Raw genomic sequence first — 23441 nt, forward strand, 5'->3', positions numbered from 1 at the left:
GGCCGGGTCTGCCACCGCGTCAACGACGAAGCCTCCGCGAAGATGGCACTCGGCGACATCGCCCCCGAGGCGGTCTCCGCCGCCTGCGCCATCGCCCCGGAACTGCCCGGCCTGGCCGTGGCCGGTGACACCTCCGGCGGCTGGTCACGCATCCGCACCCCGTACCTCTCCCTCGGCGAGGCTGCCGAGATCTGCCGGGAGTCGGCCCACCTGGTGCCTGCCCTTCCCACGCTCAAGCCCTTCCGTCCAGACGTCCCCGTACGGCCCGTCGAGTCGTCGGCCCCGGCGGTGCAGCCGCACCCCGTGACCGACTGACCTTCGCCCACTTCCCACCCCGGTCGGCGTGACCGTCTCACGCCACGTCCCTACCCCTGCCATGCCTGAAGCCGAAAGGAGCCGCCTCTATGCGCGCCCAACTGGCCCGTGTCGACGCGGTGCTCGTGCAGGCGCTCATCGCCGCCACGCTGTCCTTCGCCCACCTGCACGACATCGCCTCGGCGGCCGGACAGGACGGGTGGAAAGCGTGGGCCTACCCGGTCTCGGTCGACCTGCTGCTCGTCGCCGCCTGGCGTCGGCTGCGCTCCGGAGAGGCGAAAGCGGCCGGGTGGTGCTGGTTCGTCATCGCCCTCGCCGCCTCCCTCGGCGCGAACGTCGCCACCGCCGGCCTTCTCGACATGGACCACGTACCCGCCTGGCTTCGCATCCTCGTCGCAGGCTGGCCTGCGGTCGCCTTCCTCGGCGGAACTCTCCTCGCACATTCCAGCCCCACGACGGCCGACACAGACCCCAAGGACACGGACGACCCCGTGGACCAGGAGGACGCCCCCGAACCCACCCCCGAAGAACCGCCGCCCGCACAACCAGCCATCGAGCCACCGCCGCCCGAGCGGCCCGCCGTCCCCGTCCCGGCCGCCCTCGTCGAACACGCCCGCAAGGTCGCCGCCGAACACCACACCCGCACCGGAACACCGATCGACACACCAACCCTCCGTGCCCGCCTCGGCGTCCCCGCGCCCATGGCCGAAGCCATCGCCACCCACCTCACACCGACCGGGAGCTGACCGATGCCCCTGTTCACCTTCAACACCGCCGCCGACTACCTCGAAGCGGCCCGCGAAATGGCTGTCAGCGGCCGTACCGCGCTGGCCCGGCTGCTTGCCGAAGAAGCCGCCGACCGCGTCACGGACCCTGCCGAAGCCGCCCGCATCCTGCACGATTTCCCCGGACCCAGCCTGCGACAGGAGAACTGAGCATGCCCAACCGCCGCTTCCGCAACGTCACCCGCATCGGCCCTGTACAGGTCGCCACGTCGTACGACGGCCGGGGCCGCGAGAAGCACACCGCCGCCTGCACGGCCCCGCGCTGCAACTTCTCCGCCGACTACGACAGCCGCGCCGCCGCCGAGTTGGCCGCCCGCACCCACCGCTGCCCCGTCCGCTGAATAGCCGAACCAATGGAAGGACCCCGCACACCGTGACCGTCAGCCTGCCTCTTGTCGTCGTCCTCGGCTTCTTCGCCTGGGGCGCGGTCAAGTTCCTCGGCGTCCGAACCTGGGTCGTCGTACTGATCGCTCTCTTCGGCTTCTGTGTCGAAGAGCTTCCCGGACCGACAGAAGCGGCTCGCCGAACAGTGGCTGTCGCACATCGAGGCGGACATGGCGCGCGGGCAGTACATCGACCCTCGCGCCGCTCGGATCACCTTCCAGCAGTACGCCGAGAAGTGGGTGACTCACGCGCCGGACCCCAACACCCAGGCGTCGATGGAGTCGCAGCTTCGACTGCATGCCTTCCCCTACCTGGGCTCGCGTCCGCTCGGCTCCTTCCAGCCTGCTCACATACGCGACTGGGTGCGGCAGTTGCAGGAGAACGGCGTCCGGGGCTCGTACGCTCGGACGATCTACTCCAACGTGCGAGCCGCGCTCAGTGCGGCCGTGGACGACGGCCACCTTCCTCGGAATCCGTGTGCGGCTCGCTCTGTCCGGCCGCCGACCGTGGATACCAAGCGGATCGTCCCCTGGACGCCGGAACGGGTCTTCGCCGTCCAGGCCGCCATGCCCGAGCGGTACCAAGCCATGGTTGACCTGGGCGGCGGCTGTGGCCTCCGACAGGGCGAGATCCTCGGCGTCGCGGTCGATGCGATCGACTTCGAGTCGGACACGCTTCACGTGGTCCAGCAACTCAAACTGAGCCGCAGCAAGGCCGTGTTCGCTCCGCCCAAGGGCGGCAAGCTCCGAGACGTACCGCTTCCTGGGCCGGTCGCCGATGCGCTCCGCGCGCACATGAAGCGGTTCCCGCCGGTCGAGATCACCTTGCCGTGGAAGGTGGCCGATGGGCCTTCGGTGACCAAGCGGCTGATCTTCACCGCGCCGCGCGGCGGCCACGTCTGGCGCACCTCGCTCAACGAGGAAGCGTGGAAGCCTGCGCTTGCCGCTGCCGGGATCATCCCGACCCCGGAGCGCGGCCAGCCCTACACCGAGTCCCGCGAGAACGGCATGCACGCACTCCGGCACTTCTACGCCTCGCTGCTCCTGGACGCCGGAGAGAACATCAAGGCCCTCGCCGAGTACCTGGGCCACTCCGACCCGGGCCTGACGCTCCGCGTGTACGCACACCTCATGCCGTCCAGTCAGGAACGCACCCGCAAGGCCGTGGCCGCCGTCTTCGATACGGCCCGGCCCGAGCCGTCCCACACCTGACGGCCCAGAGACGGCCCCAGCACAGCAACGAGCCCCCTACCAGCGGAGAAACCGCAGGTAGGGGGCTCCTTCAGCTCTGCTTACTTCTTCTTCCCCTGGTTCTTGACCGCCTCAATCGCGGCCGCGGCCGCCTCGGGGTCGAGGTAGGTGCCGCCGGGGGTGAGGGGCTTGAAGTCGGCGTCGAGTTCGTAGGACAGGGGGATGCCCGTGGGGATGTTGAGGCCCGCGATGTCGGCGTCGGAGATGCCGTCGAGGTGCTTGACCAGGGCGCGGAGGCTGTTCCCGTGGGCCGCGATCAGGACCGTGCGGCCGGCCAGGAGGTCGGGGACGATGCCGTCGTACCAGTACGGGAGCATGCGCGTGACGACGTCCTTCAGGCACTCCGTGCGGGGGCGCAGCTCCGGCGGGATCGTCGCGTAGCGGGCGTCGCCGGACTGGGAGTACTCGGTGCCGTCCGCGAGCTCCGGCGGCGGGGTGTCGTACGAGCGGCGCCACAGCATGAACTGCTCCTCGCCGAACTCGGCGAGCGTCTGCGCCTTGTCCTTGCCCTGGAGGGCGCCGTAGTGGCGCTCGTTCAGGCGCCAGCTGCGGTGGACCGGAATCCAGTGGCGGTCGGCGGCCTCCAGCGCGAGTTGCGCCGTGCGGATGGCGCGCTTCTGGAGGGAGGTGTGCAGCACGTCCGGGAGCAGACCGGCGTCCTTCAGCAGCTCACCGCCGCGCGTCGCCTCCTTCTCGCCCTTCGGAGTGAGGTTGACGTCCACCCAGCCGGTGAACAGGTTCTTCTCGTTCCACTCGCTCTCGCCGTGGCGGAGGAGGATCAGCTTGTACGGTGCGTCGGCCATGGCCCCGAGCGTAATCGACGCCCATGAATGATCACCGGTCTGGCCGACAGGCGGACAGTTGACGGGGTCTGTTAAACGGGTGGCCCGGACCGAGGGGTCGTTCGTAGGTTGTCCGTAAGTTGTGCTTGGCGTCTGAGCCGCTTACGCCGGTCATGGGTGTACGCCGTCAGATCCCTTACGCCGCTGCCGCCGCACCTGTACGTCCATGGGGGACCCCTTATGCCACTCGCCGCCGCCAGACGCGCTGTTCGGGAGTCCGTCTCGGGGCTGCCCCGGGAGTTCTGGTGGCTGTGGACGAGCACGCTGGTCAATCGGCTGGGCGGGTTCGTCGCCACCTTCATGGCGCTCTATCTGACCCTGGACCGCGGGTACTCGGCCTCGTACGCCGGGCTCGTGGTCTCGTTGCACGGGCTCGGCGGGGTGATCTCGTCGCTCGGCGGCGGGGTGATGGCCGACCGGCTCGGGCGGCGGCCCACGCTGCTGATCGCCCAGGCCTCGACCGCCGCCTCGGTCGCGCTGCTCGGCTTCGTACGGGACGCGGTGGCGATCGCCGCCGTGGCCTTCCTCGTCGGCGCCGCCAGCAACGCCTCCCGGCCGGCGGTGCAGGCGATGATGGCCGACATCGTCCGGCCCGAGGACCGCGTGCGCGCGTTCTCCCTCAACTACTGGGCCATCAACCTCGGTTTCGCGATCTCCTCCATGGCCGCCGGGTTCATCGCGGAGGTCAGCTATGTCGCCGGGTTCCTCGTCGAGGCCGGGATGACGCTGCTCTGCGCGGTCGTCGTCTTCCTGAAGGTGCCGGAGTCCCGGCCGGAGCGTACGGCGGAGGCGGCGGACGGGAAGGGTGCGGCGGGCGAGGCCGGGCTGGGGGCCGTGCTGCGGGACGGGCGCTTCATGGCCGTCGTCGGGCTGTCGTTCCTCGTCGCGATGATCTTCCAGCAGGGCGCGGTGGGGCTGCCGCTCGCGATGGGCGAGGCCGGATTCACCCCCGCCGACTACGGGCTGGCCATCGCCGTCAACGGTGTCCTCATCGTCGCCCTCCAGATCCCCGTCACCCGGTTCATCGAGCACCGGGACCCCGGACGGCTGCTCGTCCTCTCCGCCCTCCTCGCCGGATACGGCTTCGGCCTCACCGCCTTCGCCGGGTCCCTCGGCGTCTTCGTCCTCACGGTCTGTGTGTGGACCCTCGCCGAGATCGTCAACGCCCCCACCCAGACGGGGGTGGTCGTCCGTCTCTCCCCGACCCACGGCCGGGGCCGCTACCAGGGCATGTACACCATGTCCTGGGCCGTGGCCGGCCTCATGGCCCCCGTGCTGTCCGGCCTCGTCATCGACCGCTGGGGCGCGGAGTGGCTGTGGGGGATGTGCGCGGTGGTCGGGACGGTGGCGGGGGCGGGGTACGCGTTGCTGACGCGGCGGCTTCCGGAGGAGGGGGCCGCCGCGGCCGTGCCCGACGAGGGCGCCGAGAAGGCCGTGCCCGACGAGGGCGCCGAGAAGGCCGTGCCCGACGAGGGCGCCGAGAAGGCCGTACCCGGCGAGGGCGCGCGCGAGGAGGCCGTACGCCCTCGGAGACCTGAGGATCAGTCCGCCGGCCGCTGAGTCGCCGGCCGCTGAGTCAGATGGCTGAAGGCGTCCAGGTTGCGGGTCGACTCCCCCCTCGACACCCGCCACGCGTACTCCTTGCGGATCGCGGAGGCGAAGCCCAGTTCGAGGAGGGTGTTGAAGGAGCCGTCCGCCGCCTCCAGGACCTGGCCGAGGAGGGCGTCGACGGCCTCGGGGGTCACGGCGGAGACGGGGAGCCGGGCCGTGACGTAGATGTCGCCGAGGCGGTCGACGGCGTAACTCACGCCGTACAGCTTGAGGTTGCGTTCGAGGAGCCAGCGGTGGACGCCGGCCTCGTTCTCGTCGGGGTGGCGGATGACGAACGCGTTGAGCGAGAGGGAGTGCCTGCCGACGATCAGCGAAACCGTCGTCGAGAGCTTGCGGGTGCCGGGGAGCTTCACGACGTAGTTGCCGGGCCCGGGGCTCTCCCACTCCAGCTCGGCCTCGCTGAGAACCTGCTCGATGATCGACGCTGCGTCAGCCATGGGGCGAGCGTACCCGCCGGTACGGGTGGCGGGCCGGGCGGTACGGATGGGCGGGCCGGGGCGGTACGGGCGGCGATACGGGTGGTCGGGTGGTCAGCCGTGGTGGGCGCGCAGCCCGTGGCGGCGGTGGTCCTGGGTGGCGGCCGTGTAGACGTCGGCGGTGGCCTGGGCGGCGGTGTCCCAGCCGAAGCACTCGGCGTGCCGGGCGGCGGACGCGCCCATGCGCGCGGAAAGCGAAGGGTCATCGGCGAAATCGCGCAGCACGCGCGCGTACGCGACCGGATCGTGCCCCTGGACCAGGAAACCGGTGTCCCCGTCGCGCACCGCCACCGGCAGTCCGCCGACCGAGGCCGCCAGCACCGGCGTACCGGTCGCCTGCGCCTCGATGGCGACCAGCCCGAACGACTCGCTGTACGACGGCATGACCAGCACGGACGCCGCCCGGAACCAGTCCGCGAGCTGCTCCTGCCCCACCGGCGGCCGGAACCGTACGACGTCCGCGATCCCCAGCCGCGCCGCCAGCTTCTGCAGCCCCTCCGGTTTCGCCAGCCCGCTCCCGCTGGGCCCGCCGACCACCGGTACTACGATCTTCGACCGCAACTCGGGCCGCTCGTCGAGCAGTTCGGCCACGGCACGCAGGAGTACGTCGGGGGCCTTGAGAGGCTGGATGCGACCGGCGAAGAGGGGGACGAGGGCGTCCTGGGGGAGGCCGAGGCGGGCGCGGGCGGCGGCACGTCCGTCGGCCGGGCGGAAGCGGTCGAGGTTCACGCCCGGGTGGACGACGGCGACCTGGGCGCGCTCCGCCTCGTAGTGCCGGACGAGTTCGTCGGCCTCCTCGGCGGTGTTGGCTATGAGGCGGTCGGCGGCGCGTACGACCTGGGTCTCGCCGATGACGCGGGCGGCGGGCTCGGGGGTGTCGCCGGTGGCGAGGGAGGCGTTCTTGACCTTGGCCATGGTGTGCATGGCGTGGACGAGGGGGACGCCCCAGCGCTCGGCGGCGAGCCAGCCGACATGGCCGGAGAGCCAGTAGTGGGAGTGGACGAGGTCGTAGTACCCGGGCCGGTGGCCCGCCCAGGCCTGCATGACCCCGTGCGTGAACGCGCACAGCTGGGCCGGCAGGTCCTCCTTGGCCAGCCCCTCGTACGGTCCCGCGTCGACGTGCCGGACGAGGACGCCGGGGGCCAGTTCGACGGTCGGGGCGAGGGCGGCCGTGGTGGACCGGGTGAAGATCTCCACCTCGATGTTGATCGCGGCGAGGCGCTGGGCCAGCTCCACGATGTACACGTTCATGCCACCGGCGTCGCCCGTGCCCGGCTGGTGGAGAGGTGACGTGTGCACCGACAGCATCGCCACCCGGCGTGGCTTCCTGTGCAGCCTCAGCCGGGACGCGGCGGTCGAAGAGCGTCGCCCGAGCCTGCTGACGTACTGGCTCACGTGGCGTTCCTCCTAGCTCCGGGCATGCCATGGGGAGGGCGTGCGACCCTCTCCCACCGGCCAACACCGGAGGGGTCAATTCCATTTCCCCTTTACGGAATTATTACCGGAGGTCGCTCAACCGTTCGATGGGCTGAGGGGTTGGAGGCTGAGGGGGGCCTATGGGCCCGGCGCGGGCATGGACCGGCCTCCTGGTCGCTCGAATGCGGCCCAGGAGGCCGGGGTCTGGGTGGGCGTCGGGTGGGGCCGTATGTGGTCCGTATGTTCGTATGACGGCAGGGCTCAGATCGTCAGCGGTACCGGATGGATCTCGTCCGCCTTGTGACCGGCCCGTTCGTGGATGCGCTGGACCGCGTCGGCCGAGGGAGCCTCGGAGAGGCAGTAGACGACACCGGAATCCGGGTCCGCCCAGGCGCGCTCGAAGTGGACCTTCTCGTCCTTCTCTATCGCGAGGTCGGCGTTGTGCGCGGCCTGCAGCTGGTCGGCCGTGATGCCCTTCATGTCGTGGTGGACGTCCATGAACTTCGCCATGGCCTCACACCTCCTTCTTCGCTCTTCCCGCCCCCTGCTGCCCCTTTCTCCATGCTGCGCCCGTACCGCCGTACGAGCGACCCCTCGGCAAGCGGGGTGCGGCGGGCGGGCCGTGCGTTGGCGTCGCTGATCAAGCGCATGGCGGGGCTGGAAGTGCCTTGGCCCGAGAGGGCCGAGGCCCGGGAGCCGTACGAGGCGTGCGACGACGACGATCTGTTCGTGGTCGCGGGGCGCGAGTACGCGTACGACGGCGACCGGGACGCAGTCCTCGCTTCAGCAAGCGGATCGACGGGACCACGGCGTAGGTGAGCGTCGAGGGCCCCGTCGGCGGTTCCGCTTATGACAGAAGGGGCCCGGCGACCGGGCCCCTCCCTCGTACCTGTGAACTCAGCCGCACTGGCACGGACTGCCGGACTGGCATCCGCACTGACAGCCGGAGCCGCAGCCGCAGGCCCCGACGAGGGGCAGGATCTTGATGTCGGCGGGCTGCTGGGTGTCCCGGACCCCGGTCGGGTCGGGCGTGGCGGGGCTTGCGGGGGATTCGGCCATGGTCCCTCCTCATAAGGCTGATGCCTGTGCCCTTGGGATGCCCATTGCACGCCCCCTCAGCCAGGCGCATCAACGGCGCACGGATGCGCGCGCTGATCGGCATGAAGGCGGCCTTGATCGGCGCGCAGAGCCGCGAAATCGGCGCGGAGCGCCAAAAGGGGGGCGCGGGGCTGTGTCGATGTGCGGGGACGCCGCGTGGGCGCGACCAGCCCACACAAACCCGCACCCCGCAACGACCCCAAGCCCACCACGAACGAACCCGCCCCCCGCACCGCCGGAGGCCCTACGCTCCTTCGGCCCCCGTAACCGGCTGAATCTCCGGCTGAATCTCATCCGCGTGCTCACCCGTCACCAGGTACACCACCCGCTTGGCCACCGACACGGCATGGTCGGCGAACCGCTCGTAGTAGCGCCCGAGGAGCGTGACGTCCACGGCGGTCTCGATGCCGTGCTTCCAGCGGTCGTCCATCAGGTGCTGGAACAGCGTGCGGTGGAGCAGGTCCATCGCGTCGTCGTCCTGCTCCAGCTGGAGCGCCAGGTCGACGTCCTTGGTGATGACGACCTCGGCGGCCTTGGCCATCAGACGCTGCGCCAGCTGGCCCATCTCCAGGACGGTGGCGTGCAGGTCGTGCGGGACCGCCCGCTCGGGGAAGCGCAGCCGGGCCAGCTTGGCCACATGCTGGGCGAGGTCACCGGAACGCTCCAGGTCCGCGGACATACGCAGCGAGGTGACGACGATCCGCAGATCCGTGGCCACCGGCTGCTGCCGGGCCAGGAGGGCTATCGCGCGGGCCTCCAGATCGTGCTGCAGGTCGTCGACCTTCTGGTCGCCCTCGATCACGCTCTCGGCCAGCTTCAGGTCGGAGTCGAGGATCGCGGTCGTGGCGCGTCCGATCGCCGATCCGACCAGTCGCGCCATCTCGACCAGGCCGTCACCGATCGAGTCAAGTTCCTCGTGGTACGCGTCCCGCATCAGGGTGTCCCTCTCTTGCCTACGTCTTCGGGGTTCGGGTTTCGTCAGTCGGTATCAAGTATCGGAAAATATGGGAGGCCGCGCCGAAAAGCCGCCGCGCGGGCCCCGCGACAGGCCGGTCGAACGAGGTTTCGGACGTGGTGTCGGCGTGGTGTCGGACGAGGTGACGAGGCCCGGTCGAGCCCCTCGGAACCCACGATCCGGCCCCCACGCGTCCGTTTCGGCCACCCCAAATGAACCAATACTGGCTCCAAGGTGAAATCTGGGCGACGAGTGTTCGAGGTCGCCCCTCGATCGCTGTGGGGATGTCCGACCTCGTGCCTAACCTGTTGGCATGGACGTGAACGCGGCGGTCGCCGCAGCGGCAGCGATCGCCGGAGTGCTCACCGGCGTCATCGCCATGCTGGCGTTCCGCTTCAGCGAGCGCGAGCAGAGACGTCCGACCAGGACCTCCCTGCACACGGACCCGGTGCTTCCGCCGGGCGTGGACACCGTGCTCTCCGTGCTCCGCTCCTCGGCCGTCGTGCTGGACGAGACCGACGCCGTCGTCAAGGCCAGCTCCGCCGCCTACGCCCTCGGGCTGGTGCGCGGCGGGAAGATCGCCGTCGAGCCGATGCTCCAGATGGCGCGCGACACCCGGCGCGACGGCGAGATACGCCAGGTCGAGCTGGATCTGCCCCGGCGCGGCACGGGGCGCGGGGAGGCGCTCGCCGTCTCCGCGCGCGTCGCGCCGCTCGGCTCCCGCCTCGTCCTGCTTCTTGTGGAGGACCTCACCGAGGCCCGCCGCATAGAAGCGGTACGACGCGACTTCGTCGCCAATGTGAGCCATGAGCTGAAGACGCCCGTCGGTGCCCTGTCCCTCCTCTCCGAGGCGGTCATGGGCGCCTCGGACGACCCGGAGGCGGTGGAACGGTTCGCCGGGCGTATGCAGATCGAGGCCACCCGGCTCACCAACCTCGTCCAGGAGCTCATCGACCTCTCGCGCGTGCAGAACGACGACCCGCTGGAGGACGCCGAGTCCGTGCGGGTGGACGAGCTGGTCGCCGAGGCCGTCGACCGCTGCCGTCACCAGGCCGGCACCAAGCAGATCACCATGGCCGCCGGAGGCACCGCCGACCTCAGCGTCTGGGGCAACCGGGGACAGCTCGCCGCCGCCCTCGGCAACCTCGTCGAGAACGCCGTCAACTACTCCCCGTCCCGCACCCGCGTCGGCATCGCCGCCCGCAGGGTCACCGCGCCCGGCGGTGACCACATCGAGATCGCCGTGACCGATCAGGGCATAGGCATCTCCGACAAGGACAAGGAGCGCATCTTCGAGCGCTTCTACCGCGTGGACCCGGCCCGCTCCCGCCACACCGGCGGCACCGGGCTCGGTCTCGCGATCGTCAAGCACGTGGCCGCCTCGCACCGCGGGGAGGTCACGGTGTGGAGCTCCGAGGGCCAGGGCTCCACGTTCACCCTCAGGCTGCCGGAGGCGGGCGCGTCCCGTGACCGCGCGGCACTCCACCCGGACCTCGACGAAGAGGACGGACAGCCCACGGAGTCATCCGACTCAGCCGCGTCATCGGACACCGCACCGAACCGCTCGTCCGCTTCCACTTCACCGGACAGGTCAACGGGTACGTCCATGTCGTCGGACCGATCCGCGAACACCGCCCCCGCGTCCCACCCGTACGAATCGCTTCCCGCCCCGGAGGTCCTTCCGTGACCCGAGTGCTCGTCGTCGAGGACGAGGAGTCCTTCTCCGACGCCCTGTCCTACATGCTCCGCAAGGAGGGCTTCGAGGTCGCCATCGCGGCCACCGGGCCCGACGGACTCGACGAGTTCGAGCGCAACGGCGCCGACCTCGTCCTTCTCGACCTGATGCTGCCCGGTCTGCCGGGCACCGAGGTCTGCCGCCAGTTGCGCGGCCGTTCCAATGTCCCGGTGATCATGGTCACCGCCAAGGACAGCGAGATCGACAAGGTCGTGGGCCTGGAAATAGGAGCCGATGACTATGTCACCAAGCCCTTCTCCTCCCGCGAGCTGGTGGCGCGCATCCGCGCCGTACTGCGCCGCCGCGGCGAGCCCGAGGAGGTGGCCCCGGCCGCGCTGGAGGCGGGCCCGGTCCGCATGGACGTCGACCGCCATGTCGTCACCGTCTCCGGCTCCAAGGTCGACCTCCCCCTCAAGGAGTTCGACCTGCTCGAAATGCTGCTGCGCAACGCGGGCCGCGTCCTGACCCGTATGCAGCTCATCGACCGCGTCTGGGGTGCCGACTACGTGGGCGACACCAAAACCCTCGACGTCCACGTCAAGCGCCTCCGCGCCAAGATCGAGCCGGACCCGGGCGCTCCGCGCTACCTGGTGACGGTGCGTGGACTCGGGTACAAGTTCGAGCCGTAAACCGCGGGGCCGTGGGGCGGCGGGCGTGCGGGTCCAGCACCCCTCGCTCCTACGGCGCCTCGCTCCTCGTACGACGAGCCTTGCTCCTTGTACGACGAAGGGCGGCACCCCCTCCCGTGGGGGTGCCGCCCTTCGTCGTGCCGGCGGGCCGGGGCCTCGCTCAGTGCTGCTCGGTGCTCTCCTGGCCCTCGGTGCCGGTGCCGGTGCCCGTGCCGGTGCCCGTGCTCGTGCCGGTCGAGGTCGAGGCGCTCGCGTTCGGGGAGGCGGTCGAACCGGCGGCGGTGCCCTCCTCCTCGGCGGTGCCCTGCTCCTCGGTCGTGCCCTCCTCGCCGGTCGGCGTGCCGGTGGCGTTCGGGGAGGCCTCGTCGGTCGGGGTGGGGCTCGGGGTGGGGACGGCGGGGATGTCGCTCGGGCCCCACTCCTCGAAGTAGTGCTCGGCCGGGACGACGAAGGCGCGCAGGCCCACCTCGCCGGTCTCGCTGAAGGTGAAGGTGACCTGCTGGGCGTTGCCGTCCTTGACCGCCTCGCCGGGCTCGGCCAGTACGGCGGAGGCGTTGCCCTCGCCACCGAGGATCACCGAGCCGCCGGCCGGGACGACCACCTTGCCGCCCTGGCCCTCGCCCTTGACCGGGGTGAGCTCGACCGTGCCGGCGCCCTCGACCGCGATGGAGTCCAGCGTCTGGTCCTCGGCGCCGGCGTTGAACAGCGTCGCGGAGACCACGGCCGGGCCCTCGGCGGCGTCGGCGGGCTGGGTGACCACGATCGCGTTCTGGATCTGGATGTCGCCGACGGCCGTGGCCGCGTTGTCCGGCTTGACCTCAAGCGTCTGGGCGTTGGAGCCGGCGCCGCACGCGGCGAGCGAGGCGATCGAGAACGCGATGGAGGCGGCGGCGAGGGCGCCGCGTCGAAGGCTGCTGCTCACGGCGGCGGCTACTCCTTGAACGTGGGCGGTACGGGGTCGGCGGCCCCACTCACGTAAAGCCGCCCTAAGCGTCTGTCAGCGGGCTTAGGTTACCGAGCCGTTCCCCGGCCACCGCACCCGACCCTCCCCAACCGCACGGCGAGTCACCGTCGGAGCGGGGACGGGGCGTCGGCGAGCCGGGGTGGGCCGGGGACGGGTCGTCGCCGAGGCGGAGGGCGGGGCGTGGGTGGGTACCCGGGGGTGGCTCGCCGAGGGGCGCGCGCAATTCGCATATCCGCGTCGATCAACGTCGATCCGTTCCGTACCGCCTCCTGGATTTCCGGTAAGGAATGCGCGGTGGTGCGGAAAATGGATCACCGGCAGAACACCATCGGGATCACCTGGCAGAACGCCACCGGAACACGATCCGGTAACGGCGGAACATCTCCGGGAGATCGAACTCCTTGATCAATTCCGGATTCCGTCCGGTACCCGACTCCGGCCACCGAACGGAGTAGCGTAAGTCGCACACTTGGAGTCGGACAAAGTGGGGCGTTCGGACGGCTGAGGGGGCCTCCGGATGCGTGTAACGTACGCGTTTCGGTCCGCCCGGAGAGCCGCTCCGACCTGCGGATACCCGCTCGCGTTCGCCCCTCGCAGCACGTTCCTGTTGCTGTTGTCAAGCCCCGAGATATGCCCTGACCTGCGAAAACGCCATTCAGAACCGCCGGTTTCCGTGTTACCCTGGATAGCCACGGAAGGGGTACCTGTCACATGACGTTCAAGGTTGGCGACACCGTGGTCTATCCCCATCACGGGGCCGCGCTGATCGAGGCCATCGAAACTCGCCAGATCAAAGGCGTGGACAAGACCTACTTGGTGCTCAAGGTCGCCCAGGGCGACCTGACGGTGCGTGTACCGGCGGACAATGCGGAGTTCGTGGGTGTGCGTGATGTGGTCGGTCAGGACGGCCTGGACCGGGTCTTCGAGGTGCTGCGCGCGCCGTACGCCGAAGAGCCCACGAACTGGTCTCGTCGCTACAAGGCAAATCTGGAGAAGCTCGCCTCCGGCGATGTCATCAAGGTCGCGGAAGTCGTGCGTGACCTGTGGCGTCGTGAGCGCGAGCGTGGACTCTCCGCCGGTGAGAAGCGCATGCTCGCCAAGGCCCGCCAGATCCTGGTGAGCGAGCTCGCCCTCGCGGAGAACACCAACGAGGACAAGGCCGAGGCTCTGCTCGACGAGGTCCTCGCGTCCTGAATCCGGACGACCGCCACTGAGACAGGCCCCGACCGGCCCGCTCAGCAGCCGTTCAGCACAGTGGTTCAAGAAAAGTGCCGCGGTGCCCGATGACAGTCGTACTGTCGCCGGGCGCTGCGGCATGTTCATGCCCGGGGCGCGTCCGTATCCGAGATGTCCTCAAAGGGAATGCCCCGGACGTTTGAACGGCGAACCGGATGCCGTACGTCGGGGTGCGGTCCCCGATACTTGGCGTGCCGGGCCCGGGCAGCTGGCTCGACCAGATGTCACGGAAGGGTCCGGTCAAGGCGTCGCGCCCGGCACGGTGTGGCCATACCCACCTTCGCCGAGCACACAAACCTGACAGGAACCGATGTCTGACGATTCGCGCCCTTCGCCGCCCGTGGCCGGTACCAGCGGCCTCCCCCAGGGCTCTGGTCCCGCCCGCCCGGCCGGTACCGCCGCCACCGCCGCCGTGATCCCGGCCGCCGGCCGGGGCGTACGCCTGGGGCCGGGCGCCCCCAAGGCGCTGCGCGCGCTGAACGGCACTCCGATGCTGATTCACGCCGTGCGGGCGATGGCCGCCTCCCGTGCCGTCTCCCTGGTGATCGTCGTGGCGCCGCCCGACGGGACCGCCGAGGTCAAGTCCCTGCTCGACGCGCACGCGCTGCCTGGGGGTGCCCCCAGCGGTAGCTGGGGGAGGACCGACTTTGTCGTCGTACCCGGCGGCGACTCCCGCCAGGAGTCCGTCAAACGCGGCCTCGACGCCCTGCCGCCCGGCTACGACATCGTCCTCGTTCATGACGCCGCCCGCCCCCTCGTGCCCGTCGACACGGTCGACGCCGTCATCGAGGCCGTACGGGACGGGGCGCCGGCCGTGGTGCCCGCGCTGCCGCTCGCCGACACCGTCAAGGAGGTCGAGCCGGCGGGTGCGCCGGGTGCGCCGGAGCCGGTCGTCGCCACGCCGGAGCGGGCGCGGCTGCGGGCGGTGCAGACGCCGCAGGGGTTCGACCGGGAGACGTTGCTGCGGGCGCACGAGACCGTCACCGGGGAGGTCACCGATGACGCGAGCATGGTCGAACGGCTCGGGCTGGGCGTCGTGGTCGTGCCCGGGCACGAGGAGGCGTTCAAGGTGACGCGGCCGCTGGACCTCGTCCTCGCGGAGGCCGTGCTGGCGCGGAGGAGGCTGAACGATGGGTTCTGAGGAGGGGGCTGTGGGGGCCGAGGGCGCCGGTACGCCGGTGGCGTCGGGGTCCGTGGTGTTGCCGCAGGTCGGGATCGGGACGGACATCCATGCGTTCGAGGAGGGCCGGGAGTTGTGGTGTGCCGGTCTGAAGTGGGAGGGCGAGGGGCCGGGGCTGGCCGGGCACTCCGACGCGGACGTCGTCGCGCATGCCGCCTGCAACGCGCTGTTCTCCGCCGCCGGGTTGGGGGATCTGGGGCAGCACTTCGGTACCGGGCGGCCCGAGTGGTCCGGGGCGTCCGGGGTGACGCTCCTGAGGGAGGCGGCGCGGATCGTCCGTGCGGCCGGTTTCACCATCGGCAATGTGGCTGTGCAGGTGGTCGGGCCCCGGCCGAAGATCGGCAAGCGGCGGGATGAGGCGCAGGGGGTTTTGTCGGCTGCCGCCGGGGCGCCGGTGTCCGTGTCGGGGGCGACGACGGATGGGCTGGGGTTTCCGGGGCGGGGGGAGGGGTTGATGGCGGTGGCTACGGCGTTGGTCGTACGGGTGGGGTGACCTGGGGGTTTTCTCGCCCCCGCCGCCCCTACCCGTCCCTTCCCCAGGGGCTGCGCCCCTTCGACCCCCGCCTCAGGGGGTGGGGGGTTGTGGCGGTGGGCGGGTGCGGGTTCGTCGTGGTTGCTCGCGCGCAGTTCCCCGCGCCCCTGAAAGCTTGGGGCCGCGCCCCGCGCTTCAAGGGCTACCCTTCCACCCGAGCTATTGGGCGCCCAGCGGTCAAAGCGGTGTGGGAGGCCACTACTCTTGAGGCGTGACTATTCGGCTGTACGACACCGGTGCCCGGCAGATCCGTGACTTCGACCCGCTGACGCCGGGCTGTGTCTCGATCTACCTCTGTGGCGCCACCGTGCAGGCCGCGCCGCACATCGGGCACATCCGGTCGGGGTTGAACTTCGACATCATGCGGCGGTGGTTCGAGTACCGCGGCTACGACGTGACGTTCGTCAGGAACGTCACGGACATCGACGACAAGATCATCGCCAAGGCCGCCGACCAGGGCCGCCCCTGGTGGGCCATCGGATACGAGAACGAGCGCGCGTTCAACGACGGGTACGGCGTACTGGGATGCCTGCCGCCGACGTACGAGCCCCGGGCCACCGGACATGTGACCGAGATGGTCGAGATGATGCGCGGGCTCATCGAGCGCGGGCACGCCTACGAGGCCGACGGGAACGTGTACTTCGACGTGCGCTCGTTCCCCGGGTATCTGCGGCTGTCGAACCAGGAACTCGACAATCTGCTGCAGCCCTCGGGAGAGGGCGAGACCGGCAAGCGCGATCCCCGTGACTTCGCCATGTGGAAGTCGGCGAAGCCGGGGGAGCCCACCTGGGAGACGCCCTGGGGGCGCGGCCGGCCGGGGTGGCACCTGGAGTGCTCGGCCATGGCGCACAAGTACCTCGGCAGCGCCTTCGACATCCACGGCGGCGGTCTCGACCTGATCTTCCCGCACCACGAGAACGAGATCGCCCAGGCCAAGGCCTTCGGCGACGAGTTCGCCCGGTACTGGGTGCACAACGCCTGGGTCACCATGAGCGGCGAGAAGATGTCCAAGTCGCTGGGGAACAGCGTCCTGGTCTCCGAGATGGTCAAGCAGTGGCGGCCCATCGTGCTGCGGTACTACCTCGGTACCCCGCACTACCGGTCGATGATCGAGTACAGCGAGGACGCCCTGCGCGAGGCCGAGTCGGCGTTCGCGCGGATCGAGGGGTTCGTGCAGCGGGTCACCGACATGACAGGGAAGGCCGGCGGGGTCGTCGATCCCGCCGCCGAGGTGCCGCTCGCCTTCGCCGAGGCCATGGACGACGACATGGGCGTACCGCAGGCCCTAGCCGTCGTGCACACCGCCGTCCGGCAGGGCAACAGCGCGCTGGCCGCCGACGACAAGGAAGCCGCCGTCGCCCGGCTCGCCGAGGTCCGGGCCATGCTCGGGGTGCTCGGCCTCGACCCGCTCGACCCGCACTGGGCTGGTGAGAGCGACCGCGGCGAGGACCTCCACGGGGTCGTCGACAGCCTCGTTCGGCTGGTGCTCGATCAGCGGGAGTCGGCTCGGGCACGTAAGGACTGGGCGACGGCCGACGCCATCCGGGACCAGCTCAACCAGTCGGGGCTCGTCATCGAGGACAGCCCGGACGGACCGCGCTGGACGCTCGGATCGCGCTGAGATCCGAGTTGAGATCCGTACGGACAACTGATCGATTGTGCCGCTCGGGGTTCCGGGCGGCACAATTCATTGAGCACGGGCTCGATGAGCGCCTCGCTCACTGAGCACACCGCGAACGAACACACGCACGCATCACACAGACGGGTAGGTCATGGCCGCTAACAACCGCCGCATGTCCGGCAAGAAGGGCGCGCAGGTCGGCAGTGGCGGCCAGCGGCGCCGGGGGCTGGAGGGCAAGGGGCCGACGCCGCCCGCCGAGATGCGCAAGGGGCACGCCAAGCAGCGTGCCGCGCAGGCCAAGGCCCGTCGCGCCCAGGGCCGTCCGGCGACCCCCAGGGGCCGGGGCGGCAAGGGGACGTCCGAGATGGTCGTCGGGCGCAACCCCGTCGTCGAGGCGCTGCGCGAGGGCGTGCCCGCGACGACGCTCTACGTCCAGCAGTTCATCGAGAACGACGAGCGGGTGCGTGAGGCGCTGCAGCTCGCCGCCGACCGGGGTGGCATCCACCTCATGGAGGCGCCCCGGCCCGAGCTGGACCGGATGACGGGCGGCCTCAACCACCAGGGGCTCGTGCTCCAGGTCCCGCCGTACGAGTACGCGCACCCCGAGGACCTGGTGGCCGCCGCGTTCGACGAGGGCGAGGACCCGCTGATCGTCGCGCTCGACGGGGTGACCGACCCGCGCAACCTCGGTGCCGTCGTCCGGTCGGTGTCGGCCTTCGGCGGCCATGGTGTGGTCGTGCCCGAGCGGCGTGCGGCCGGGATGACCGCCGGGGCGTGGAAGACGTCCGCCGGTACCGCCGCGCGTACGCCGGTCGCGCGCGCCACCAATCTGACGCGCGCGCTGGAGGCGTACAAGAAGGCGGGCGTCGTGGTGGTCGGGCTCGCCGCCGACGGTGAGGCCGAGGTGGGGGAGCTGGAGGCTCTGGAGGGGCCGGTCGTCATCGTCGTCGGGAGTGAGGGCAAGGGGCTCTCGCGGCTCGTCGGGGAGACCTGTGACTTCCGGGTGCGGATTCCGATGCCGGGTGGGGCCGAGTCGCTGAACGCCGGTGTCGCGGCGGGTGTCGTGCTGTACGAGGCGGCGCGGCGACGCGGCTGAACACCACATACCGGGGTGTTCGGGGAGTTGTTGATCATCTTGACGGGGTCCGGACAGATCGGGGCGGTCAAAGCAGTGTCCTAACGACACGTCACTCGGTTAGATGAGTGTGGACACCAGAACACCCCGCACACCCACGGGGGACCGCTCGTCGGGATTCGACGACGCTCCCGCGCTGAGCATGGTGAAGGTGCCGAGCGATCCGGCGCAGATCATCGTCAACCACGCGAGTTTCCGCGTGCAGTTGGGCGCCACCACGCGGGCGCAGACCCCGCGTGTCGCACGGCACTTGAGCGCCACCGAGAACACCGCGCGCATCCCCGTCGTGGGTACGGCGGGGCGCCCCCGTCCGCCCGCCGCCGGGCGCCGGCGCGCGCCGGTGGTCTGGAGCGGGAAGTCCGCGCCGGACGACACCGGGGCACACCGCCTCCTCCAGGCCGTACGGGACGCGGGCGCCACCCAGGTCATCCCCCGCGTCGACGTCACCGAGACGGGTGCCTTCGGCGGGTCGGCCGGTACGGGGGGCGCCCTCGGCGCGTCCGTCGGCGGGGGTGGTGCCTACGGTGGTGAACGGGGGCGTTACGACGCCGACTTGACCGTGGAGACCGTCGAGACCCCCATCGTCGGCAGCCAGCGTACGCATGACGACCACGCCGCCGGTGAGGGTACGCGGCTGCTGCCCGCCATGCGGGGGGTCGGCAGCGCGTACGACGAACCCGGGTACGGCGGGGGCGCGTACGGCGACGCGTACGCGGGCGCGGACGGGGAGTACGCGGGGGCGTACGCCGACGAGGACGACGTCGAGGACGACATCGACGGCGAGCGCTCCGGCGACCGGCGGGGCGCCAACGACGCCGTCCGGCACGCCTATTACCCCGGGCGGCGGATGAATCTGGGCGTGGTGCTGCTGCCGCTGCGCGTGTTCCTCGGGTTCATCTCCATCTACGCCGGGATGGGCAAGCTCTGCGATCCGCACTACTTCGACGGCGGTAAACGCGGGTCGATGGTGAAGTGGCTGAACACGCTGCATCCGTGGGAAGTCGCCGAGCCGCTGCGGCAGTTCGCGCTGGAGCATCCCGTGGGGTCGGGGCTCGTCATCGCCTTCGCGCAGGTGGTGGTCGGAGTGCTGACCGTGCTCGGGCTGTGGCAGCGGATCGCGGCGGGCTTCGGGGTGTTGCTGTCGGCGGCGCTGCTGGTGACGGTGAGCTGGAAGACGGTTCCGGTGTATGAGACGCCGGACATCATCTATCTCGCCGCCTGGTCGCCGCTGGTCATCGCGGGGGCGCCGGTCTACTCGGTCGACGGGCGGCTCGCGGGGAGCGCCTGGCGGAGGCTCGGGCCCCGGGCGGACATCTGGGAGTTGCGGCGCTATGTGCTGCGGCGGGGGGCTCTGGTCACCGCCATCGTGGTCGGTGTGACGTTGCTGGTCGGGTCCGTGCTCGGTGGAGCGGTGCGGGACGCCGACCGCATTGTCGTTCCCGGGCCCGGGGAGGCGCCGCGCAATGAGCTGCCGGGGTCGCCGCTGCCGGGGGAGCCGACGCGGGGGAAGGGCACGCCGTCCGCGTCCGCCGGGTCGCCCAGTGCCGGGGCCACGTCGGCGAGCCCGTCCTCGGAGGAGGCCGCCACGACGCCGAGCGCCACGCGGGACACCGGGGCCGTCACCGGGGGGCAGCCGAGCGAGACTCAGGGGACCGTGGGGGAGGTGCCGCCGCAGCAGACCTCGCCGGTCGAGCAGGCGCCGAGTACGACGGCTGGGCCCACGTCCAGTGGGGGCGCGGGCGCCTCCGGCGGGGCGAGCGCGGGGGCCGGGGGCGCGAGTACCGGGGGCTCCGAGGGGAGCTCCTCGGGTGGACAGCAGCCTGGGCTGGTGGGGGGATTGCTCGGGTAGCCCTCTCGATTGCGGTGAGATGTGGATGGGTCCCGTGCGTGATCGCTGCGCGGGGCCCATTTGCTGTGGGTGGGAGGGGCGCCCAATGGGTGGGGGGCGACTGGGTATTGGCGGGTGCGGGTGAGTGGAGGCTGGTCGCGCAGTTCCCCGGACCCGTTATCCCTTTATCCCGCTGCGGTCAGCTTCGGATGCCGTTCGTGGAGCCACTCATCAGCAGTCAGCCGGATCACGGACAGGCTCCGTCTGTTGAGATCTTGCGGCCAAGATGGACTCATGTCTGACGCATGGATCACTGCGGCATTCGGCGTGTTCGGAACTCTGGCGGGCGGTGGGCTCACCGCCTTGGTCAGCCTCCGCCAGGCCCGGCACCAGCAGGAGTCCCAGGAGCGCACGCAGATCCGGGCCCTGGGCAGTGAACATCATCAGCGGCGGTTGGAGCGCCGGCGGGATGCTTATGTGACTTACCTCGTCGCGGCCAACGAAGCCCGCCGCGCTTTCGTCGCACTCAGGGGCGCTTTGCAGGCTGAACGCTTCGACGAAGCCCTGCTGCGGGCGGCGATAGACGCCTTCCCGCAAGCTGTCCAGAGCCTGCGTCCTGCCAGTATGACGGTCATGCTGGAAGGACCGGCCAGCGTGGCCGACACGGCCAGAAGCTTCACCCAGGTCTTCGTGCAGATCTGGGGATATGTGGAGCCTTCCTTGATCAACGCGGACACCTCTGCCCGTGAAGAGTTCCTCCGTCGGGCGACGGAGACCCTCACGGCGCTGACCAAGGCCGAGCGGGTCTTCATCGCCGCGGCGCAATCCGTACTGGACGACGACGGGACGGCGCCAAGGCCGAACGTCTGAACACCGTCAAACGGGCCCGGTCGCCTCACACCAGCGAAACCGCGGGCGCATGCCGACAGCACGCGGGATCACGGGGCATCGCCCGGATGACTGGCACCTCACTGAAGACCTCGACGGCTTTCTCGCCCGAGCCGGAGACTTCCCGCACTCGCGCCCCGCCCTGCACACCCTCCTGACGGTGACCGAGGCACCGCGTACGCGCGGGGCGAACGCGTACGGCGCGGAAGCCCCCGTCTTCGGCTGGCTGGAGCGGGCGGGCGAGGTCCGCGCGCGACCTTCTTCCGCGACCACCGCGCCGCCTGAACCTCACCCCTCTCACCCCCGAGGAGGCCGACACCCTCGCCGCCCACCTGGCCGGCCTCGGCCACGCCCTCCCCGGCGTCGGCGCGGACCACGACACCGCCACCGCCTTCGCCGCGGCCTGGCAGCGGCACACAGACGCACCCCCGACGCTCCACGAGCGGCAGCGCCTGTACCGCCTCGGCACGCTCACGCCACCGGCACCCCTCCCGGAGCGTCGGGGGCGATCGCGGGCGAGCAGGACCGCGAGCAACTCATGCTCTGATACCGCGAGTTCGCCGCGTCGCCGGCCAGATCCCGGTGGCCCCCGTCTACACCCCGGCCCACCTGCGCGGCCACGGTTTCGCGGGCGCCGCGGCGGTCGGGGTGAGCCGGGCCGCGCCGGCCTCGGGCGCGGCGGAGGTCCTACTGTTCGCGGACCTGGCCAACCCCACGAGCAACGGTCTCTACCGGCGGATCGGGTGCCGCCCGGTCATCGACTTCGCGGTGTACGACTTTCAGTCAGTCGCGGCAAGCCTCGACGGTGACGCGCGGCCCCTTCGAATGCATGGTGGGACCCTTGCTGCTCAGTGCCGGAGCGTGCAGCACCACCGCCCAGGTCCAGTAGGTGCCGCTCAGCTCCCCTCCATGCCCCGCAGCCTGGATGGTTGTCTGCAGGCTGTCGGGGCGCGCCCCGCGCCTTCAAGGGGCGCGGGGCTGTATCGATGTGCGGCTCCGCCGCGTGGGTGTGAGCAGCCACAGCGGTGCCGCAGGTGATCTACGGCGTATCACGGCCCCGGCGGCCGACTCGTGCGGCGGAGCCGCACCCACAGCCAGCCAGCCCGCGCGGCGGAGCCGCATTCACCGCCGGCAGCCCGCGCGGAGCGCTCAGCGGCCCAGGGCCGCCAATTCCTTCGCGGCCTCCGTGAGGTCCTTCGCGGTGTCGATGGCTCGCCAGTACGCGCCCTGGGGGATGGGGAAGCCCGCCAGGCGGCGTTCTCTGGCGAGGCGGGGGAAAGTGGTGCGTTCGTGGTCGCCCCGGGCGGGGAGGAGGCCGGCGAACTCGGGGGAGAAGACGTAGACGCCGGCGTTGATCTCGTACGGCGACGGCGGGGCCTCGATGAAGTCCGTGACGCGGCCGAAGCCGTCCGTCTTGACCGCGCCCCAGGGGATGCGAGGACGGGCCAGGGCGAGCGTCGCCATGGCGTCGCGCTCGGTGTGGAAGTCCGCCATGTCGCGGAGCGAGAAACGCGTCCAGATGTCGCCGTTGGTGGCGTACCAGGGGCGGTCGGGGTGGGGGAGGCGCGCGGCGGCGTACTTGAGGCCTCCGCCGCGGCCCAGGGGCTCCGTCTCGACGACCGTGGTGACGTGGACGGGGAGGTCGGCCGAGTCCAGCCACTTCTGAAGGACGTCGGCGAGATGGCCGCAGGAGACGACGACGTTGGTCACGCCCTCCTCGGCGAGCCAGGCGAGCTGATGGCCGATGATCGGGGTGCCCGTACCGGGGATCTCCACCATGGGCTTCGGCCGGTCATCGGTGTACGGACGCAGCCGGGAGCCCTGGCCACCGGCGAGGACCACGGCTTGAACGGGGCGCGACGCGGCGTTCGGATCGGTCATGACCGGAACTGTACGTGGCGCCCCGTTCGCGGGAGCACGGCCCTGGGGATCGGCACAGCGGGGGGTTACCGGGGTGTACCGGGGTGGGGTACCCGGGGGATCGCCGGGGAGGTCAGGCGAACTGGGCGGCCACTCCGGTCGCGTACGACGTGTCGCAGACGGGGCGGGCGAAGGACTGGGCCCGGGTGGGGCCGTAGGCGCGGACGGCGGCGCGGCCGAGGGCGCGGGCGATGGCGGTGCAGTGCTTCGCCAGCGACGGCCGTTCGTTCACCGCCTCCTGGAGGTGGGTGAGGGCGACGCCGGGGTCCTCGTCCTGCAGCTCCAGCAGGAGTTTGTCCTGCAGCACCTCGTGCGGGGCGCGGGCCTTGGCGCGCTTGGAGGACTCCAGCTCGGCCACGTCCGAGGCGGCGAGGACCGATTGGTCGGGGTCGGTCGTGGTCCATTGGACCCGGGTGACCGCGAGGGTGCCGGAGAGGACCAGGACGACGGGGAGGACCAGGGCGAGGGAGCGGCCGATCCGACGGGCGGGGCCACGGCCGCGCCGCGTCCGTTGGGTGTAGGTGTGGGTGTGCTTCACGCGAGTGAGCGTAGCGCGGGGTAGTGATATGGCGACATTAGGTCACCGATATGGGGGATGTTGAAGTGCCGGTTTTTGGGTACTGCGTTGACGCTCGGTGGTC

At 70.9% G+C, this 23441-nt stretch carries 23 protein-coding genes and 3 pseudogenes; 17 read left to right on the top strand and 9 right to left on the bottom strand.

The window, feature by feature from the left end; translation table 11 throughout:
* The 5 genes and pseudogenes from ACWD4G_RS42640 to ACWD4G_RS42660 form a co-directional block, all read left to right on the top strand.
* A pseudogene (locus ACWD4G_RS42640) lies at positions 1-315 on the top strand (FtsK/SpoIIIE domain-containing protein); the annotation flags it as partial.
* Positions 316-404: 89 nt separating this feature from the next.
* Positions 405-1061, top strand: coding sequence for a DUF2637 domain-containing protein (locus tag ACWD4G_RS42645; RefSeq protein WP_451303583.1), 657 nt, complete (start codon positions 405-407; stop codon positions 1059-1061).
* Between the two features lie 3 nt (positions 1062-1064).
* The gene (locus tag ACWD4G_RS42650) at positions 1065-1250 is read left to right on the top strand and encodes a hypothetical protein (RefSeq protein WP_451303585.1); all 186 of its coding nucleotides are present in this window, start codon (positions 1065-1067) and stop codon (positions 1248-1250) included.
* A gap of 2 nt (positions 1251-1252) precedes the next feature.
* Complete coding sequence (locus tag ACWD4G_RS42655) at positions 1253-1441, top strand: mobile element transfer protein (protein WP_037705490.1); 189 nt, start codon at positions 1253-1255, stop codon at positions 1439-1441.
* A gap of 147 nt (positions 1442-1588) precedes the next feature.
* Positions 1589-2695: pseudogene (locus ACWD4G_RS42660) on the top strand (tyrosine-type recombinase/integrase); the annotation flags it as partial.
* 80 nt (positions 2696-2775) lie between these two features.
* Here ACWD4G_RS42660 and ACWD4G_RS42665 read toward each other — a convergent pair.
* On the bottom strand, positions 2776-3537 hold the full coding sequence (locus ACWD4G_RS42665; RefSeq protein ID WP_451303588.1) for a phosphoglyceromutase: 762 nt from the start codon (positions 3535-3537) through the stop codon (positions 2776-2778).
* 219 nt (positions 3538-3756) lie between these two features.
* Between ACWD4G_RS42665 and ACWD4G_RS42670 the strand changes: the two genes are divergently transcribed.
* Positions 3757-5136, top strand: coding sequence for an MDR family MFS transporter (locus tag ACWD4G_RS42670; RefSeq protein WP_451303590.1), 1380 nt, complete (start codon positions 3757-3759; stop codon positions 5134-5136).
* On the opposite strand, the gene ACWD4G_RS42675 is transcribed toward ACWD4G_RS42670, so the two are convergent.
* From ACWD4G_RS42675 to ACWD4G_RS42685, 3 genes are all read right to left on the bottom strand, one after another.
* Positions 5118-5624, bottom strand: coding sequence for a YbjN domain-containing protein (locus tag ACWD4G_RS42675; RefSeq protein ID WP_451303592.1), 507 nt, complete (start codon positions 5622-5624; stop codon positions 5118-5120). The genes ACWD4G_RS42670 and ACWD4G_RS42675 overlap by 19 nt on opposite strands.
* 93 nt (positions 5625-5717) lie before the next feature.
* Positions 5718-7058, bottom strand: a complete 1341-nt coding sequence (gene mshA / locus ACWD4G_RS42680) for a D-inositol-3-phosphate glycosyltransferase (protein ID WP_451303594.1) — start codon at positions 7056-7058, stop codon at positions 5718-5720.
* Positions 7059-7340: 282 nt separating this feature from the next.
* A complete protein-coding gene (locus ACWD4G_RS42685; protein WP_451303596.1) occupies positions 7341-7589 on the bottom strand; it encodes an SCO4226 family nickel-binding protein in 249 nt (82 codons plus the stop codon).
* Positions 7590-7640: 51 nt separating this feature from the next.
* Here ACWD4G_RS42685 and ACWD4G_RS42690 point away from each other — a divergent pair, with 51 nt between their 5' ends.
* Positions 7641-7898 carry a hypothetical protein gene (locus ACWD4G_RS42690; RefSeq protein ID WP_451303598.1) on the top strand — a complete coding sequence of 86 codons (258 nt, stop codon included), beginning with the start codon at positions 7641-7643 and terminating at the stop codon, positions 7896-7898.
* A 78-nt stretch (positions 7899-7976) separates the two neighbouring features.
* Here ACWD4G_RS42690 and ACWD4G_RS42695 read toward each other — a convergent pair whose 3' ends face one another.
* On the bottom strand, positions 7977-8138 hold the full coding sequence (locus tag ACWD4G_RS42695) for a hypothetical protein (RefSeq protein ID WP_451303600.1): 162 nt from the start codon (positions 8136-8138) through the stop codon (positions 7977-7979).
* A 283-nt stretch (positions 8139-8421) separates the two neighbouring features.
* Positions 8422-9111 carry a phosphate signaling complex protein PhoU gene (gene phoU, locus ACWD4G_RS42700; protein ID WP_451303602.1) on the bottom strand — a complete coding sequence of 230 codons (690 nt, stop codon included), beginning with the start codon at positions 9109-9111 and terminating at the stop codon, positions 8422-8424.
* Positions 9112-9445: 334 nt separating this feature from the next.
* Between phoU and ACWD4G_RS42705 the strand changes: the two genes are divergently transcribed.
* Together ACWD4G_RS42705 and ACWD4G_RS42710 are read left to right on the top strand one after the other, a co-directional pair.
* Entirely contained in the window at positions 9446-10819 is a 1374-nt protein-coding gene (locus tag ACWD4G_RS42705; protein ID WP_451303604.1) for a sensor histidine kinase, read from the top strand.
* Positions 10816-11496 carry a response regulator transcription factor gene (locus ACWD4G_RS42710; RefSeq protein ID WP_023549297.1) on the top strand — a complete coding sequence of 227 codons (681 nt, stop codon included), beginning with the start codon at positions 10816-10818 and terminating at the stop codon, positions 11494-11496. The genes ACWD4G_RS42705 and ACWD4G_RS42710 overlap by 4 nt, the downstream gene beginning before the upstream one ends.
* A gap of 160 nt (positions 11497-11656) precedes the next feature.
* Here ACWD4G_RS42710 and ACWD4G_RS42715 read toward each other — a convergent pair whose 3' ends face one another.
* Complete coding sequence (locus ACWD4G_RS42715) at positions 11657-12418, bottom strand: copper chaperone PCu(A)C (RefSeq protein ID WP_451303606.1); 762 nt, start codon at positions 12416-12418, stop codon at positions 11657-11659.
* A gap of 753 nt (positions 12419-13171) precedes the next feature.
* On the opposite strand from ACWD4G_RS42715, the gene ACWD4G_RS42720 reads away from it, so the two are divergent.
* From ACWD4G_RS42720 to ACWD4G_RS42755, 8 genes and pseudogenes are all read left to right on the top strand, one after another.
* A complete protein-coding gene (locus ACWD4G_RS42720) occupies positions 13172-13654 on the top strand; it encodes a CarD family transcriptional regulator (protein WP_003953493.1) in 483 nt (160 codons plus the stop codon).
* A 352-nt stretch (positions 13655-14006) separates the two neighbouring features.
* Positions 14007-14837, top strand: coding sequence for a 2-C-methyl-D-erythritol 4-phosphate cytidylyltransferase (ispD, locus tag ACWD4G_RS42725; RefSeq protein WP_451303608.1), 831 nt, complete (start codon positions 14007-14009; stop codon positions 14835-14837).
* Positions 14827-15369, top strand: a complete 543-nt coding sequence (gene ispF / locus ACWD4G_RS42730) for a 2-C-methyl-D-erythritol 2,4-cyclodiphosphate synthase (protein WP_451303610.1) — start codon at positions 14827-14829, stop codon at positions 15367-15369. The genes ispD and ispF overlap by 11 nt, the downstream gene beginning before the upstream one ends.
* Before the next feature lie 250 nt (positions 15370-15619).
* Positions 15620-17029 carry a cysteine--tRNA ligase gene (cysS, locus tag ACWD4G_RS42735; RefSeq protein WP_451303612.1) on the top strand — a complete coding sequence of 470 codons (1410 nt, stop codon included), beginning with the start codon at positions 15620-15622 and terminating at the stop codon, positions 17027-17029.
* 151 nt (positions 17030-17180) lie between these two features.
* Positions 17181-18125, top strand: a complete 945-nt coding sequence (gene rlmB, locus ACWD4G_RS42740) for a 23S rRNA (guanosine(2251)-2'-O)-methyltransferase RlmB (protein WP_451303614.1) — start codon at positions 17181-17183, stop codon at positions 18123-18125.
* A 103-nt stretch (positions 18126-18228) separates the two neighbouring features.
* Positions 18229-20013, top strand: a complete 1785-nt coding sequence (locus ACWD4G_RS42745) for a DoxX family membrane protein (RefSeq protein WP_451303616.1) — start codon at positions 18229-18231, stop codon at positions 20011-20013.
* Between the two features lie 273 nt (positions 20014-20286).
* The gene (locus ACWD4G_RS42750; protein WP_451303618.1) at positions 20287-20862 is read left to right on the top strand and encodes a hypothetical protein; all 576 of its coding nucleotides are present in this window, start codon (positions 20287-20289) and stop codon (positions 20860-20862) included.
* A gap of 49 nt (positions 20863-20911) precedes the next feature.
* Positions 20912-21663: pseudogene (locus ACWD4G_RS42755) on the top strand (GNAT family N-acetyltransferase); the annotation flags it as partial.
* A 366-nt stretch (positions 21664-22029) separates the two neighbouring features.
* On the opposite strand, the gene ACWD4G_RS42760 reads toward ACWD4G_RS42755, so the two are convergent.
* Positions 22030-22761, bottom strand: coding sequence for a nucleotidyltransferase family protein (locus ACWD4G_RS42760; protein ID WP_451303619.1), 732 nt, complete (start codon positions 22759-22761; stop codon positions 22030-22032).
* Between the two features lie 112 nt (positions 22762-22873).
* Positions 22874-23338: a hypothetical protein gene (locus ACWD4G_RS42765; protein WP_451303621.1), complete on the bottom strand. Its 465-nt coding sequence runs from the start codon at positions 23336-23338 to the stop codon at positions 22874-22876.
* Positions 23339-23441: the final 103 nt, after the last annotated feature.

It is taken from the genome of Streptomyces sp. NPDC002643 (genome assembly GCF_053592555.1).

Excerpts from the sequence above, each read along its gene's own strand:
- ACWD4G_RS42645 (WP_451303583.1), top strand. The coding sequence starts at position 405 with ATGCGCGCCCAACTGGCCCGTGTCGACGCGGTGCTCGTGCAGGCGCTC.
- ACWD4G_RS42650 (WP_451303585.1), top strand. The coding sequence starts at position 1,065 with ATGCCCCTGTTCACCTTCAACACCGCCGCCGACTACCTCGAAGCGGCC.
- ACWD4G_RS42655 (WP_037705490.1), top strand. The coding sequence starts at position 1,253 with ATGCCCAACCGCCGCTTCCGCAACGTCACCCGCATCGGCCCTGTACAG.
- ACWD4G_RS42665 (WP_451303588.1), bottom strand. The coding sequence starts at position 3,537 with ATGGCCGACGCACCGTACAAGCTGATCCTCCTCCGCCACGGCGAGAGC.
- ACWD4G_RS42670 (WP_451303590.1), top strand. The coding sequence starts at position 3,757 with ATGCCACTCGCCGCCGCCAGACGCGCTGTTCGGGAGTCCGTCTCGGGG.
- ACWD4G_RS42675 (WP_451303592.1), bottom strand. The coding sequence starts at position 5,624 with ATGGCTGACGCAGCGTCGATCATCGAGCAGGTTCTCAGCGAGGCCGAG.
- ACWD4G_RS42685 (WP_451303596.1), bottom strand. The coding sequence starts at position 7,589 with ATGGCGAAGTTCATGGACGTCCACCACGACATGAAGGGCATCACGGCC.
- ACWD4G_RS42690 (WP_451303598.1), top strand. The coding sequence starts at position 7,641 with ATGCTGCGCCCGTACCGCCGTACGAGCGACCCCTCGGCAAGCGGGGTG.
- ACWD4G_RS42695 (WP_451303600.1), bottom strand. The coding sequence starts at position 8,138 with ATGGCCGAATCCCCCGCAAGCCCCGCCACGCCCGACCCGACCGGGGTC.
- phoU (WP_451303602.1), bottom strand. The coding sequence starts at position 9,111 with ATGCGGGACGCGTACCACGAGGAACTTGACTCGATCGGTGACGGCCTG.
- ACWD4G_RS42705 (WP_451303604.1), top strand. The coding sequence starts at position 9,446 with ATGGACGTGAACGCGGCGGTCGCCGCAGCGGCAGCGATCGCCGGAGTG.
- ACWD4G_RS42720 (WP_003953493.1), top strand. The coding sequence starts at position 13,172 with ATGACGTTCAAGGTTGGCGACACCGTGGTCTATCCCCATCACGGGGCC.
- ispD (WP_451303608.1), top strand. The coding sequence starts at position 14,007 with ATGTCTGACGATTCGCGCCCTTCGCCGCCCGTGGCCGGTACCAGCGGC.
- ispF (WP_451303610.1), top strand. The coding sequence starts at position 14,827 with ATGGGTTCTGAGGAGGGGGCTGTGGGGGCCGAGGGCGCCGGTACGCCG.
- rlmB (WP_451303614.1), top strand. The coding sequence starts at position 17,181 with ATGGCCGCTAACAACCGCCGCATGTCCGGCAAGAAGGGCGCGCAGGTC.
- ACWD4G_RS42745 (WP_451303616.1), top strand. The coding sequence starts at position 18,229 with ATGAGTGTGGACACCAGAACACCCCGCACACCCACGGGGGACCGCTCG.
- ACWD4G_RS42750 (WP_451303618.1), top strand. The coding sequence starts at position 20,287 with ATGTCTGACGCATGGATCACTGCGGCATTCGGCGTGTTCGGAACTCTG.
- ACWD4G_RS42760 (WP_451303619.1), bottom strand. The coding sequence starts at position 22,761 with ATGACCGATCCGAACGCCGCGTCGCGCCCCGTTCAAGCCGTGGTCCTC.